The following is a 13,429-nucleotide window of genomic DNA, read 5'->3' as shown; positions in this document are numbered from 1 at the left end:
ACTTTTTAGTTAAAATAGCAATTTATGGGTAAAAGATAAAAATGAAAGCTATTTTAAACCCTGTTGAAATCGCATTCGGCCTGTAATGGGCTGATATACGCCATTGTAATTCTTCTTTTAAATTAGAAGTTGGAAATAATATTTTAAATATCTGTAATTTAATATAAAAATAAATAATGAACAAAAAGTGAAGAAAGTTTGCAGAGCTTAAAGAGACTGAAAGATTCGGCAACATTGTATTGGCTAATTCTTCATAAAACCCTTTCATACTCATTTTTTATTAATAAGTAATTCAGGAGGTAAGATGAAGCAGCTGTTCTTACTATGGTTAACCATGGCGGTATTCAGTGGAGCTGTTGCGGCGCATATGAATGATTATCCGGAACAGTCTGTAAAATCTTCTTCACCGGTGTACCATTTTAATTTACAGGCTGGAAACAGCCGGATGACTGAAGATGTTAAAAATGGCCGGCCACGACCTAATCTTATCCAGTCTGGTCGGGGGAGCCGTTTACAGGGAAACCGTAACCTACGGCCATAACAATAGAACTAGGTCTACGTTATTTACTCTGTTTCTGGTAAAGACCGGCTCTTACTGTGCCAGCCCTAGTTTGCTTAAGCAGTTGCCAGTTCACAGGCAACTGGAGCCGCTGTAACTCCCGATCTGCTTCTACATAAATATAAGCCTGATCTTTAATGAGTGGATCAGCTAGCTCAGCAAGTTCCTGCCACAAGTCCAAGCTATAGGGAGGGTCTAAAAACACTACATCAAAGCTTTGTTGAAGTGTAGGTAAAACCTGTTGTGCAGTCGCAATCTTGAGCTGGCTGTTTTCAGCTTTTAACAGCTGACGGTTTTGCTGAAGGAAGCTGGCCTGTATAGTGTTGGGTTCAATCATAACAACTGAAGCAGCACCGCGTGATAAAGCCTCAAAAGCAAGTGCACCGGAACCTGCACAGATATCTAGAACATGGACATTCTGGATTTCCCACATGAGCCAGTTAAACAGCGTTTCACGTACCCGGTCTGGGGTAGGCCGTAAGCCTTCAATACTGGCAAATGGCAGTTGACGCCGTTTCCATTCACCACCAATAATGCGGAGCTGGTTTTTCATCTTTAATCACTCTCTACATTTTGTACGCGGCTGACCGTATTGGATTGAACAACAGGCTGGTTTGTACCGGATGCTGTTTCAGGTGAAGGGAGGCCTGTAGTACCACTAGGTAGCTCTGCCGGTTTAATACCGGCAGTCATCAAGCCACCGCTGATCTGGTGTGCACTTGGGCGGATCGGATTTTTCTCTTTTTTGACCAGCCAGTAATCGAAAATGGGGCGGGCGAGCTGTGCAGCGGAACCACCATGACGGCCATTTTCCCAAACTACCGCAATGGCAATTTCAGGATTTTCAGCAGGTGCAAATCCTACAAATAAGCCATGATCAAGCTGGCGTTCAGTAAGCAAGGATTCATTATAACGCTTGCCTTGTGCAATACTTTTAACCTGTGCTGTCCCTGTTTTTCCGGCAATGTGATAAGACAGGCCACTACGGATTCCTTTACCTGTACCGGTTTGAATTACATCCACCATGGCCTCACGCATCTTGATCCAGTCTTCAGGTGTTCCATTAAACTGGATTTTTCCATTGGTGCCGTTATGCACATGGTAAGTTTTGGTCCCGCGGGTCTCACGTAAAACATGAGGCGTTACCCGGGAGCCCTGATTGGCCGTAATAGCTGTGGCAAGAGCCAGTTGTAGGGGAGAGGCAGTAAATGCACCTTGGCCAATACTGACTGAAATTGTTTCACCTTTAAGCCATTTTGCTTTACGGGTACGCATTTTCCATTCAGGATTAGGATACAGACCTTCGCTTTCGCTAGGCAGATCTACGCCAGTTTTTTCACCAAAACCAAACTGACGCATCCAGGCATTCATTTTCTCAATACCCATACGGTAAGAAAGCACATAAAAGTAAGTATCGCATGATACATTTTGAGCTTTATGCAAATTTACCATGCCATGACCAGTTTTTTTATGGTCACGGAAACGGTGGCTGTCACCGGGCAAAGTAAAGTAACCTGGATCAGAAATAGCAGTATTCCAGTCGACATAACCATAATGAATACCACCTAATCCAAACATGGGTTTGATGGTTGAACCTGGAGGATAAGCTCCCTGTACGGCACGATTATATAAAGGCTGGTCCAGATTATCACGGAGACCGCTATAGTCTGTATGGCTGATACCAGTTACAAATAAATTCGGATTAAAGCTGGGACTGGAAACCAGCGCCAGAATTTCACCAGTACGAGGATCAAGGGCAACAATGGCGCCACGACGGCCAGCCAGCTGTTCTGTGGCAACCACTTGCAGGCCATAATCAATAGAGAGGTAAAGGTCATTACCACGAACCGGGTCTTTACGTCCCAAATTGCGTAACACATTACCATGTGCATCTGCCTCAACTGACTCGTTCCCAGGAATACCATGCAGCAGTTCTTCATAGGACTTTTCAACACCAATTTTTCCAATCAGGTTGGTGCCGGCATACAGATCTTTATCAATTTTCTTAAGTTCTTTATCATTAATCCGGCCCACATAACCAATAACATGGGCAAATAGGTCACCATGTGGATAATAACGAGTCATCTGGGTTTCAATATTGACTCCCGGAAACTGATATTTTAATTCGCTAAACTTGGCAATATCTGTCTCGGTCAGATTCATTTTGATTGCCACACGTTCAGTTTTTCTGGAAGCTTTGATTCGGCTTTCAAAACGGGCAATATCTTCAGGAGTCAGACTTAAAACTGGAGTAAGACGCGCCAGCGTAGCCTCAATATCTTCGATATCTGCACGGCTCATGGTCGCTGAAAATACCGGATAATTATCAGCCAGAAGAATACCGTTTCGGTCATATATATAGCCGCGGGCAGGTGCAATCGGTTGCAGGCGAATACGGTTTTTATCTGAAGCTGTACTGAACTCGTCATAATGCGCAATCTGCAAATATGCGTAATGTCCTGCGAGTAAAAGTAAAAAGAACGCCACAATACCCATTGTGATGAAAATGCGGCTACGATAAATCCGCTTTTCCTGCTGTTCATTTTTAAGGGGGAAATGCTGCTTCATACGGCGTACTTTGACCAAACGTACAGGGAGAACAAATGACCGGCTATTTTAGCCTATCATCATTTGGAATGATCAGTTATTTTTAAATAAAGTAAAAAATAAATAAGCTGCCCATTCTTTGACTTTATAGACAGCAAAATTCTAAAGTGCTGTATATAACAAGCATATTAATTCTGTTAAAGTCAGGAGTTAGGCCAGCTGGACTGCTGTTGTTTTTACAGGGAAAATGGAGAAAATAATGAGAAAAATCTATCCCTTACTGGCACTCTTTGTGCTGGTGAATGCTGCCCATGCCCAAAATTTACTTCAGGCCAAGCTGGGAGCAGGGGACGCTGCTAGCTGGAATGTAGGCGCAGGGATAACCCAGGAGCTTCTTCATCTAAATGCTGAATGGGTTAATCAATATGGTATTGCTTACACTAAAGCTGGTGTTTTTCTGGACGATGATAATCCGTTTGGTGCCCAAGTTGGCTTCCGTTATCCATATTATTTCACCGGAGAAGCTAAAAACGGTTACTATATCGGTGCCTATCTGGGACATCTCGACAGTCAATTTAACAATAACGAGTACAAGTCTCGTTTAGGTGCTGGTATAGATTTAGCATATGTCTGGCTCAGTCCTGAACGGATCAGTACTTTAAGTGTCGGACTGGGAGCGGCAGAAAAGTTTAAGAACCAGGCGGGTGAAGTAACTGCCGATACTGAACCTCAACTACAATTTTCTTACACCCTGAGTTTTGGCCTGAAGTAAAAATAGCGAACTTGATAACGTGAATAATTTAGCGAATAGAAATAAATACGAGAGTCATGCATGTTAGAGTACGTCAGTGAACTGTGGCAAACCTTTTCAAATCGACCTGATTTTTGGGCCGTGCTCAGCATTATTCCTGTCACAGCTTTTGTTACTTGGGCCCATGTCTGGATGGCACTGAAAATGGTGTTTTATCCAATCAATTTCTGGGGCTTTTACTTAGGTCCTATTCCAATTGGCTGGCAAGGAATTGTGCCGCGTAAAGCTGGCCGTATTTCGGGCATTATCACTGACAATACCTTATCTAAACTTGGGTCGCTTCAAGAGTTTCTCGAGGCAATGGACCCAGCCGATATGGCACGTATTATTGGTGAGCAGGTTGGTTTTGAACTGGAACACCTGATTGATGAGGTTATGCTGGACCGTAATGCTGTGCTCTGGGAAAATCTGCCTTATTCAATTAAACGCCGTATTTACGCACAGGCCCATAAGCAGCTTCCGGTTGTTCTGCATGACCTGGTCACTGAGCTTACCCTCAATGTAGAATCTCTAGTCAATATGCGTGAGATGGTGGTTCGCCAGATGGAAGGTGACCGTTTGCTCATGGTTCGCATGTTTCTGAAAGTTGGCCAGAAAGAGATTAACTTTATCTGGCATATTAGTGCCCTGATTGGTATGTTTTTTGGTATCTTCCAGATGATTGTCTGGTTTGTAGTGCCTTGGCACTGGACAGTTCCTTTCTGGGCATCCATCTGGGGGTTCCTGACCAACTGGATTGCAATCTGGATGGTGTTTAACCCGGTAGAGCCACATTACATTCGCTATCCACAGTTATTCCGTTTAACTAAAGACCGTAAATTCCCGTGGATTGTACCTGTCTTGCGTATAGGCCGTTATAATATGCAAGGCGCTTTTATGAAGCGTCAGGATGAGGTCTCTGATGTATTTGCAAGAGTAGTGACTGAAGACCTCATTACTTTAAAATCGATTATGACCGAAATGATGTACGGTACCCGTAGAGAGAAAACCCGTCGTATTGTAAAACGTCATATTAATGAAATTATGGAAACTCCGCTGGTTCGGACATCGTTACAGCTGTCTTTAGGGCCAAAAGAATACGCAAGACTCAAGACAGACTTGATCGATCGCTCAATTGAAATTACGATGGTGCCTGTGTGTGACCCGGCATTCAATGCGAGCCGTGCACAGAAGATCTATCAAATGTTTAGAGACCGTATTCGCGAATTGACGCCTAAAGAATTCCAGAACCTGTTACGCCCTGCGTTTCAGGAAGATGAGTGGATTCTGATTGTATTGGGCGGTGTAACCGGATTTTTCGCTGGTTTAATACATTTGTTTGTCGCCTTTTTATAATTGTTGATGGCTTCCTTCTTATAAAGAGTCGCCACAAGAAATGACAATTACAACGCTAGTTATTATGTAAATGTCGAATACATTGTTAAAATGAGGATGTTTTTTTATGCGCATTATCTTACTCGGACCACCTGGAGCAGGCAAAGGCACTCAGGCTCAGTTGATCTGTAAGCGCTACAATATCCCACAAATTTCAACCGGTGATATGCTCCGTGCTGCAATTCGTGAAGGTACTGAATTAGGTCTTAAAGCTAAAAGTGTGATGGATGCTGGTGGTCTGGTGTCTGATGAGCTGATCATCGGACTAGTTAAAGAACGCATTGCTCAGCCAGATTGTGAAAATGGTTGTATCTTTGACGGCTTTCCTCGTACCATTCCGCAAGCTGAAGCGCTGGAAAAAGAAGGCATAGCCATCGATCATGTCATTGAAATCGATGTGCCGGACGAAGAAATTGTAAAACGTCTTTCTGGTCGTCGTCAGCATCCTGCCTCTGGCCGTGTATACCACATCGTCTATAACCCGCCTAAGGTAGAAGGTAAGGATGATGAAACTGGTGAAGATCTGGTACAGCGTCCGGATGATCTTGAAGAAACTATTCGTAAGCGTTTAGGTTCATATCATACTGAAACTGAGCAGCTGGTAGGTTTTTATCAAGGCCGTGCCGCCTCTGGTGAAAATGCGCCAACTTATAATAAATTAAATGGCTTGCGTGCTATTGATGAAGTTCAGACTGAACTGTTTGCTATTTTAGACCAGACCAAATAAAACTCGGGTAAGCTCGAGATTCTTTTGACTTTAAAAGGGTCCTAAGCCATATTAGGGCTCTTTTATTTTATGCAGAGCAGAGGATGGATCAATGCTGAAAATTGGCTTGATTATCTTGGTCATTGTTTTTTTTATTATCTTGCTGGCCTTACTTTATCAAAGTCAAAAAATGTTACGTGCTGTAGAAAAGCAGGAAGCTCAGGAAAAAGCCAACAGACCAGCGCCTAAACGTCGACTGCATCCTAAACTTCAGGCACAGCAAAAGCAGAAGAAATAAAAATATCTTACTTATCTGAAAGTTGTGGAATTAATGTGGTGATGGCCTGTTCTGCGCCCAAGGCATAACGGTCCGGCCAGTTACATACATCGGCCACCACACATTCAAAACATTTTGGCTTACGTGCTATGCAGGTGTAACGACCGTGTAAAATCAGCCAGTGATGTGCATCAACTATAAATTCTTTCGGTATTACTTTTAATAGCTGCTGCTCGACTTCTAGTACGTTCTTACCTGGTGCGAGGCCAGTCCGGTTACCTACTCGAAAAATATGAGTATCTACAGCCATAGTCGGCTGCCCAAATGCGGTATTGAGTACTACATTGGCTGTCTTACGGCCTACACCAGGCAAAGCTTCAAGCTCTGCACGAGTTTCTGGAACTTGGCCATTATGCTGTTCAATCAGAATTTTACAGGCTTTAATCACATTTTCTGCTTTGGCATTATAAAGGCCAATTGTCTTGATATAGGCTTTTAAACCCTCGACACCTAAGGCATAGATGGCCTCCGGAGTATTAGCCACAGGAAAAAGTTTGTCGGTTGCTTTATTTACACTTACATCCGTAGCCTGAGCCGAAAGTGTAACTGCAACCAGTAGCTCAAAAGGGCTAGAAAACCTGAGTTCGGTGGTAGGGTGAGGGCGCTGCTGGCGTAAACGCTCAAAAAAAGTATAAACCTGTTTTTTATTCATTTTTTTTACAGGTTTGCTGGTTACTGTACTCATTTTGACGATTCCTGTAGAGCCTGTAACTGCCGGTTTAATTCTATTAGCTGTGTCTGTTTTTGTGCATCTTCACGTACAGAGAGCTGTTTTTCCAGTTTTTTAATCTGTGTACGTATTTTGGCGAGTTCAATTGTTGTCTGTGCACTTACCGTGTTCTGAACAGATATATCTTTCTGTTTTACTTCAATCGCTGGAACTGCATCAGTCTGCTGGGAGAAGCGTGCAAACAGTTCGCTGTCGATCTCCGCACGTACAACAGGACCTTTCCGATACATCCGTCGAGTTTCCTCACGTTGGATATGCGCATAATAACGGCGGCGTAAATCGTTCTGCTCCTGAATCCGTAAATCTTCTGTAGGCAAGGGCTGAACATCTTCAATCAGGTCGATACAGTCAACCGGGCAGGGGGGAATACACAATTCACAGCCAGTACACAGGTCAGTCAATACAGTATGCATGAGCTTACCACTGCCTATAATGGCATCCACTGGGCAAGCACTAATACATTTGGTACAACCAATACATTCATCTTCACGAATTACTGCTTTCATGCGTTGCGGACGTCCATCCGCCTGAATTGGCCAGACACTTTCTTCAGCTTTTAGTGCTCCACGATCGAGCAGTTTTGCCAAAGCATCTGCTACCGGCTGCCCCCCAGGAATGCATTTATTGGCGGCTTCACCTTCAGCAATAGCCTGCGCATAAGGCAGGCATCCATCACGATGCCCACATAGTCCGCATTGGGTTTGTGGTAGAAGGGCATCAATTTGGCGAATCATGGAAATGGTTGAATTCATGGTCAAATCATAAGTGCACAGCAAAAAACAGGAAAAGCAGAAAAATGCCTGATCAGAAATAGTATTTTAACATATCTCAGCGCTATAATTTGCCGAGTTTCACTGTAATGTTTCAGTAAATGGGTAATATTGACAAGTGATTAACTGATCAGAATTATGATTAAAAGTGATATAATTCATAAAAAAAAGTAATTTAATTATCATTTTAATTAAACTTTTTTTAAAAAAGTCTTGTGCTAGCAGTGTAAACGATATTTAATAATTTGCGCCAAAATATATCACTTTGAGTAAATTTTTGCACAATTTTGAATCACCTTTCTGCAGAGGACTAAGCGTTGAAATATAACAGCCTTAACGACTTCTTAGACTACGTCAAAGCACGTGATCCACATCAACCAGAGTTTTTACAAGCTGTAGAAGAGGTGATGACCAGTTTATGGCCTTTTATTGAAAAGAACCCAAGTTATGCAGAACATGGCCTGCTTGAGCGTTTAGTCGAACCAGAACGTGCAATCCAGTTTCGTGTTTCCTGGGTAGATGACCAAGGTCAAACTCAGGTTAACCGTGCATTTCGAGTACAATATAATTCGGCAATTGGGCCATTCAAAGGTGGAATGCGCTTCCATCCTTCTGTAAACCTTTCTATTCTTAAGTTTCTTGGTTTCGAGCAAACTTTTAAAAATGCATTGACCACATTACCAATGGGTGGTGGTAAGGGCGGTTCTGATTTTGACCCTAAAGGTAAGTCAGAAGGTGAAATCATGCGTTTTTGCCAAGCATTAATGATCGAGCTTTATCGTCATTTAGGCTCAAATACCGATATTCCTGCGGGGGATATTGGAGTAGGCGGTCGCGAAGTTGGCTACATGGCCGGCATGATGAAAAAACTCAGCAATGACACTTCATCTGTATTCACGGGTAAAGGTCTGTCATTTGGTGGCAGTCTGGCCCGTCCCGAGGCTACCGGTTACGGTACTGTATATTTTGCAGAAGAAATGCTTAAAACCCGTAACGAGGTTTTTCAGGGTAAAGTGGTTGCAATCTCGGGTTCTGGTAATGTTGCCCAATATGCTGCAGACAAGGCTATGTTCTTGGGTGCTAAAGTAGTATCCCTGTCTGATTCAAACGGTACTGTCTACGTAAAAGATGGCTTTACTGATGAATTACTTGCAGAGGTCATGGAACTTAAAAATGTGAAGCGTGGCCGTATGTCAGAATTCGCTTCCAAGCATGGATTTGAATATCTTGAAGGTAAACGTCCTTGGGGAATTAAATGCGACATCGCACTACCATGTGCTACACAAAATGAACTCGATGGTGATGATGCACGTCAACTGTTAGCCAATGGAGTGATGTGTGTGGCCGAAGGTGCCAACATGCCTTCTACCCTTGAAGCAGTAGAAGAGTTTGTTAAAGCAAAAATTCTTTATGCACCAGGCAAGGCATCAAATGCAGGCGGCGTGGCTACCTCAGGTTTAGAGATGTCTCAGAATGCACTGCGTTTAGGCTGGAGCTTTGAAGAGGTGGATGAGCGTCTGCATGCGATCATGAAAGAGATTCACCGCAACTGTGTAAAATATGGTACCCAGGAAGATGGTACTGTCAATTATGTAGATGGTGCTAACATTGCTGGTTTCGTAAAAGTTGCTGATGCCATGCTGGCACAGGGCGTATACTAAGTTTTTCTAAAATTACTTATAAAAAACCGATGCATTGGCATCGGTTTTTTATTATTTAGATATAAACTTAAGGCTTTTTAATAGTTTCCTGTTCTACAGTCATATCATGCACATACGCATATTTTGATTGATCGGCAGCAACATTTTTACGTTCATAGCGCTTTACCCGTACGATGACTCGCTGATTAGGTTCATGCTTAAAACCTTCAATATGATCATAAAATAGTGTCCAATCTTTATCGACCTGTGTTTTTATACCTTTATCATCATATTTGATTTCACGCACTTGCAGGCAGGTTTGTGGTGCAACTCCTGTACATGACTTGGTTTCAGGTGCTATTTCTAGAAAAATAGTTTCACCTTGAGACTGATATTGAGCTTCAGGGGTCATGTTACCCTTAAATGTATAACTTTGACCTTGGGTATCTTTCAAGATCAGGGTGGGCTGTTCAGGGTTCGCCAGATTGAGTTCAAAAGGAATACTGCGTTTTTGAAATAGGGAACTGGAGAACTGCTCCTGTTTCATTAATACCGGATCACATGCCATCTGTGTTGAAACTAAGTCACCAGTCAATAGCTGACCATTTTCAATTTTCCAGCTTGTACCCTGACGGTTACATCCGGTATCAATTCCAATCCGGTCATTGGAAAAATTCAACAGGATAGGTTCTTTGGAACCTTCCGGTTGATAGGTCCAGTTATAAGAAGTTAAAGCACTATGTTCAAGCATTTTACTACCTTTAAACACGTGCTTTTGTCCCTTTGTATCTGTAATGGTTAAAATGGCCTGACCATTCGCTAAGCTAATATCAAAATTTGAACGTGCTTCATTGAAGATACTGCTAGAGAGCTGTTCCTGTTTCATTAAGTCTGACTGGCAGGCCATCATGGTTGAAATCAGATGAGAAGTTACCAATTTACCTTCTTCAATTTTCCAGCTGCCGCCTTGTCCGTTACAGCCAGTCTGTATAGATAACTGATGATTATCTATAAAATTGATGACTAGAGGTTTAGAAGCTTGAGAATTCTGGTAAGTCCAGCTATAGGCAGAGAGCTGCTGCTCAGTATCGGCTTGTTGTGAGACATGTGGCTGCTTTTGATGCGGCTGAATAGATTGGCAAGCCATTAAAGAAAAAGGAAGCAGGGCAAGAAACAAATATTTCAATTTCATTTTAAATCTTTTGTTACAACTAAATTAGAGCATAGCTTAAGGCATCGTTCAGCTCATAAAAACCGGACTGGTTAGGTTTTTAGTTTTAAAACGTATTGTTTTGTAACTTCAAATGAGGGTTTCAAATGAAGTTTTTCTAATCATAGTGAATATTTGTACTAATCAAACCTGTAAATATCCATTCCTAGAGCCCCCATAGAAAAACTGCTATGAACCAAACTGAATCTTGAGCCAGTACCCATAGCAAAGAAAAGGGGAGCTAAATGCTCAAGAGTGGGATGATTCCGTGCAATATAAGGCAAATGTTGCCATTCAAGTACTTCATCATAACTGCTATGGCTAAGTTTACTCACCACATGGTTGCGAAAAGTCGAAGCCCATTCAGGTACTTCAGACGTATTACCGTGCCAGTTTAACTCGGCCAGATTATGAGTAATGTTACCTGAACCAATCAATAAAATTTGTCGTTCACGTAGAGGCGCCAGCACCTGCCCAATTTGATAAATCTCATCAGCACTCATGCCCATAGGCAGCGAAATCTCGATTACCGGAATTTCTGCTTCGGGATACATGTGCAATAAAGGCATCCAGACACCATGGTCACGCGGGCGGATATTGTTTGCATGTGCCTGTATCTGTGCTTCAGCAAACAGATGCAAAATTTCTTCGGCCAGTTCCGGGTTACCCGGAGCACGATAGTGAATTTCATAAAGCTCGGCTGGAAAGCCACGAAAATCATGCCAGGTTTCGGGACGCGTTGCTATACTCACTTCCAGGGCCTGACTTTCCCAGTGAGCCGACATTACAATAATAGCTTCCGGTTTAGGCAGGTTAATGCTCAAACGTTCTAAGGCAGGTCCCACCTGTTCCGGATAAAGAGCGAGCATGGGAGAACCATGCGAAATAAATAAACCGGGGAGAGTCTGTAAATTCATGAGCGCCTGACCTGAGCAATTTAAATTAAACTTCATGATGCAGAAAAAAAGCCGCTTATTAAAGAAGCTTTATTTCAACGGTATGTTTCAAAAATGCAATTATGGGATTAAGAATATTCAAGCGCGATGATAAGGATGATTATGATTAATACTCATTGCCCGATAAAGCTGTTCGATCAACATCACTCGGACTAAAGGGTGAGGTAAAGTCAGCTTGGAGAGTGACCAGTGCCAAGCTGCTGTTTTACGGACTTGATCTGAAAGCCCATCCGGTCCACCGATTGCCAGAGCTATATCGTGTCCTTCAAGCATCCAGCCTTTCATTGTTTCAGCCAGCTTCTCGGTGCTGAGCTCTTTTCCACCCACTTCTAGAGCAATCAGAATTTCGCTGGGTTTAAGCGTAGCGAGAATACTTTCACCCTCAATCTGGCAATATTTTAATATATCTGCGTCTGAGTCATTCTTGCCGCGTTTAGCCATGGGTAACTCAATGACCTGAGTTTGTACAAACGGTTGAATACGTTTGAAGTAATCTTCAAAGCCAGTCAAAACCCAAGCTGGCATTTTTTGACCTATGGTTAAAATACGGATTTTCATAACTGCTGTTTGGTATCAAAATAACATTATTATAACGTTGAAATGCTATCTGTACTGATACAAAAAGACATAATGAAGCTGGAAAATAACCAGAAGGGCAGGTTGCCCATACGAACAACAAGCCTGTCATGATAACAAATGGAAAAATAAGCGAATGTGGAATCGGTTGATATACAGATACTTAATTTTAATTATAAGTGGTTTTTTTTCATGTGTAGCAGCAGCTGATCTAAGCACATCTTTTAAGCAGGCAGATCCTTCTAATCTAACAGTTTACATGAACCAGATTATTCGGCCGGGAGTTGCACGAAATTATAAAAATGTAGAGGAACTTAATCGGATATCAGCAGGATTAAAAGAGCAGATGCGTCTGTTCGGTATACCCTGTAACTATCAGACTTATGAAGTATACGGAAAAAATTATCGAAATGTCTTGTGCTATATCAATGTTGGCCGCTCAGATAAAATAATTATCGGTGCGCATTATGATGCTTTTGAAAAAACTTCTGGAGCAGATGCCAACGCCTCCGGAGTCGCCGGTGTACTTGAAATAGCACGCATTCTGGCAGCAGAGCGCTCTTCCTTAAAGCATAATATCGAATTTGTCTTTTATACCTTAAAAGAGCAGCCATTTTTTAAAACTGCACAAATGGGAAGTTATATTCATGCCAAATCGGTACAGCAGCAAAAAGAGCAGATTAAGGCAGCTTTCATACTTGATATGATAGGCTACTATGATATTAAGAATGTACAGCAGTATCCGGCAGGCATGAAATGGATATATCCAAGTCATGCTAATTTTATTGCAACCTTAAGTAATATACAGTCAAGTGAAATCGGGAATGCTTACTGTGCATCAATGCAGAAGTTAAACCAGCTGGATTGCCAGCGTATGGTAACACCTTCATTTCTGGCAGGGGCAGACTTTTCTGACCATTTTAACTATTGGCAATTTGATATTCCGGCAATTCTGATTACAGATACCGGAAAATACCGCAACAAGTTTTACCATACACAAGAGGACCGTATTGATAAGCTTGATACTGTAAAGATGGCTCAGGTAATTAACGGCTTAGCCTCTACCATTCTTGAATCTAACTTCTAAAATTAAAGTATTTAAGACAAAAAAACGCAGTCCTTAAAAGGGGCTAAAAGGACTGCGAAATAGGCCATCCGTCTGGAGATACAGATGGCCATTTAGTGTACGTTGTGAGAAAAATTAAAACCCACA

The 13,429-nt window shown here is 42.3% G+C and carries 14 protein-coding genes; 7 read left to right on the top strand and 7 right to left on the bottom strand.

All coding sequences use genetic code 11. The features are described from left to right. The first annotated feature begins 304 nt into the window (after nucleotides 1-304). Entirely contained in the window at nucleotides 305-541 is a 237-nt protein-coding gene (locus N518_RS0103130) for a hypothetical protein (RefSeq protein ID WP_005027268.1), read from the top strand. A 19-nt stretch (nucleotides 542-560) separates the two neighbouring features. On the opposite strand, the gene rsmD is transcribed toward N518_RS0103130, so the two are convergent. Both rsmD and mrdA read right to left on the bottom strand, forming a co-directional pair. After that, nucleotides 561-1,112 (bottom strand): 16S rRNA (guanine(966)-N(2))-methyltransferase RsmD, encoded by a 552-nt coding sequence (rsmD, locus tag N518_RS0103125; protein WP_005027266.1) that lies wholly within the window; start codon nucleotides 1,110-1,112, stop codon nucleotides 561-563. Nucleotides 1,113-1,114: 2 nt separating this feature from the next. Continuing rightward, on the bottom strand, nucleotides 1,115-3,127 hold the full coding sequence (gene mrdA / locus N518_RS0103120) for a penicillin-binding protein 2 (RefSeq protein WP_017400822.1): 2,013 nt from the start codon (nucleotides 3,125-3,127) through the stop codon (nucleotides 1,115-1,117). Nucleotides 3,128-3,365: 238 nt separating this feature from the next. Between mrdA and N518_RS0103115 the strand changes: the two genes are divergently transcribed. The 4 genes from N518_RS0103115 (at nucleotide 3,366) to N518_RS0103100 (ending at nucleotide 6,295) form a co-directional block, all read left to right on the top strand. Beyond that, a complete protein-coding gene (locus tag N518_RS0103115) occupies nucleotides 3,366-3,878 on the top strand; it encodes a hypothetical protein (RefSeq protein ID WP_005019112.1) in 513 nt (170 codons plus the stop codon). Nucleotides 3,879-3,938: 60 nt separating this feature from the next. Continuing rightward, complete coding sequence (locus N518_RS0103110) at nucleotides 3,939-5,252, top strand: hypothetical protein (protein WP_005019113.1); 1,314 nt, start codon at nucleotides 3,939-3,941, stop codon at nucleotides 5,250-5,252. Between the two features lie 106 nt (nucleotides 5,253-5,358). After that, nucleotides 5,359-6,018: an adenylate kinase gene (adk, locus tag N518_RS0103105; RefSeq protein WP_005019114.1), complete on the top strand. Its 660-nt coding sequence runs from the start codon at nucleotides 5,359-5,361 to the stop codon at nucleotides 6,016-6,018. A 91-nt stretch (nucleotides 6,019-6,109) separates the two neighbouring features. Beyond that, nucleotides 6,110-6,295: a hypothetical protein gene (locus tag N518_RS0103100; protein WP_005019115.1), complete on the top strand. Its 186-nt coding sequence runs from the start codon at nucleotides 6,110-6,112 to the stop codon at nucleotides 6,293-6,295. Between the two features lie 7 nt (nucleotides 6,296-6,302). Here the strand turns inward: N518_RS0103100 and nth are convergent, their stop codons facing one another. Next, a complete protein-coding gene (nth, locus tag N518_RS0103095; protein ID WP_005019116.1) occupies nucleotides 6,303-7,019 on the bottom strand; it encodes an endonuclease III in 717 nt (238 codons plus the stop codon). Then, on the bottom strand, nucleotides 7,016-7,816 hold the full coding sequence (locus N518_RS0103090; protein ID WP_005019117.1) for an RnfABCDGE type electron transport complex subunit B: 801 nt from the start codon (nucleotides 7,814-7,816) through the stop codon (nucleotides 7,016-7,018). The genes nth and N518_RS0103090 overlap by 4 nt, the downstream gene beginning before the upstream one ends. A 335-nt stretch (nucleotides 7,817-8,151) precedes the next feature. Between N518_RS0103090 and gdhA the strand changes: the two genes are divergently transcribed. After that, a complete protein-coding gene (gdhA, locus tag N518_RS0103085) occupies nucleotides 8,152-9,495 on the top strand; it encodes an NADP-specific glutamate dehydrogenase (RefSeq protein ID WP_005019118.1) in 1,344 nt (447 codons plus the stop codon). 67 nt (nucleotides 9,496-9,562) lie between these two features. On the opposite strand, the gene N518_RS0103080 is transcribed toward gdhA, so the two are convergent. The 3 genes from N518_RS0103080 to rlmH all read right to left on the bottom strand — a co-directional run bounded on the left by N518_RS0103080 (nucleotide 9,563) and on the right by rlmH (nucleotide 12,198). Next, nucleotides 9,563-10,666 (bottom strand): META and DUF4377 domain-containing protein, encoded by a 1,104-nt coding sequence (locus N518_RS0103080; RefSeq protein ID WP_005027260.1) that lies wholly within the window; start codon nucleotides 10,664-10,666, stop codon nucleotides 9,563-9,565. Nucleotides 10,667-10,824: 158 nt separating this feature from the next. Then, nucleotides 10,825-11,601 (bottom strand): dioxygenase, encoded by a 777-nt coding sequence (locus N518_RS0103075; protein WP_026443964.1) that lies wholly within the window; start codon nucleotides 11,599-11,601, stop codon nucleotides 10,825-10,827. A 117-nt stretch (nucleotides 11,602-11,718) separates the two neighbouring features. Then, nucleotides 11,719-12,198: a 23S rRNA (pseudouridine(1915)-N(3))-methyltransferase RlmH gene (gene rlmH, locus N518_RS0103070; protein WP_005019124.1), complete on the bottom strand. Its 480-nt coding sequence runs from the start codon at nucleotides 12,196-12,198 to the stop codon at nucleotides 11,719-11,721. A gap of 154 nt (nucleotides 12,199-12,352) precedes the next feature. On the opposite strand from rlmH, the gene N518_RS0103065 reads away from it, so the two are divergent. Beyond that, nucleotides 12,353-13,303 (top strand): M28 family peptidase, encoded by a 951-nt coding sequence (locus tag N518_RS0103065; RefSeq protein ID WP_005027255.1) that lies wholly within the window; start codon nucleotides 12,353-12,355, stop codon nucleotides 13,301-13,303. The last annotated feature ends 126 nt before the right edge of the window (nucleotides 13,304-13,429 follow it).

The organism is Acinetobacter sp. UNC436CL71CviS28 (assembly GCF_000620525.1).
GTDB lineage: Bacteria > Pseudomonadota > Gammaproteobacteria > Pseudomonadales > Moraxellaceae > Acinetobacter > Acinetobacter radioresistens.
The sequence above is the reverse complement of the archived record's forward strand: the minus strand, read 5'-3'. Positions and strand labels throughout refer to the sequence as shown.

Coding starts and splice junctions, on each gene's coding strand:
- N518_RS0103130 (WP_005027268.1), top strand. CDS start 305: ATGAAGCAGCTGTTCTTACTATGGTTAACCATGGCGGTATTCAGTGGA.
- rsmD (WP_005027266.1), bottom strand. CDS start 1,112: ATGAAAAACCAGCTCCGCATTATTGGTGGTGAATGGAAACGGCGTCAA.
- mrdA (WP_017400822.1), bottom strand. CDS start 3,127: ATGAAGCAGCATTTCCCCCTTAAAAATGAACAGCAGGAAAAGCGGATT.
- N518_RS0103115 (WP_005019112.1), top strand. CDS start 3,366: ATGAGAAAAATCTATCCCTTACTGGCACTCTTTGTGCTGGTGAATGCT.
- N518_RS0103110 (WP_005019113.1), top strand. CDS start 3,939: ATGTTAGAGTACGTCAGTGAACTGTGGCAAACCTTTTCAAATCGACCT.
- adk (WP_005019114.1), top strand. CDS start 5,359: ATGCGCATTATCTTACTCGGACCACCTGGAGCAGGCAAAGGCACTCAG.
- N518_RS0103100 (WP_005019115.1), top strand. CDS start 6,110: ATGCTGAAAATTGGCTTGATTATCTTGGTCATTGTTTTTTTTATTATC.
- nth (WP_005019116.1), bottom strand. CDS start 7,019: ATGAGTACAGTAACCAGCAAACCTGTAAAAAAAATGAATAAAAAACAG.
- N518_RS0103090 (WP_005019117.1), bottom strand. CDS start 7,816: ATGAATTCAACCATTTCCATGATTCGCCAAATTGATGCCCTTCTACCA.
- N518_RS0103080 (WP_005027260.1), bottom strand. CDS start 10,666: ATGAAATTGAAATATTTGTTTCTTGCCCTGCTTCCTTTTTCTTTAATG.
- N518_RS0103075 (WP_026443964.1), bottom strand. CDS start 11,601: ATGAATTTACAGACTCTCCCCGGTTTATTTATTTCGCATGGTTCTCCC.
- rlmH (WP_005019124.1), bottom strand. CDS start 12,198: ATGAAAATCCGTATTTTAACCATAGGTCAAAAAATGCCAGCTTGGGTT.
- N518_RS0103065 (WP_005027255.1), top strand. CDS start 12,353: ATGTGGAATCGGTTGATATACAGATACTTAATTTTAATTATAAGTGGT.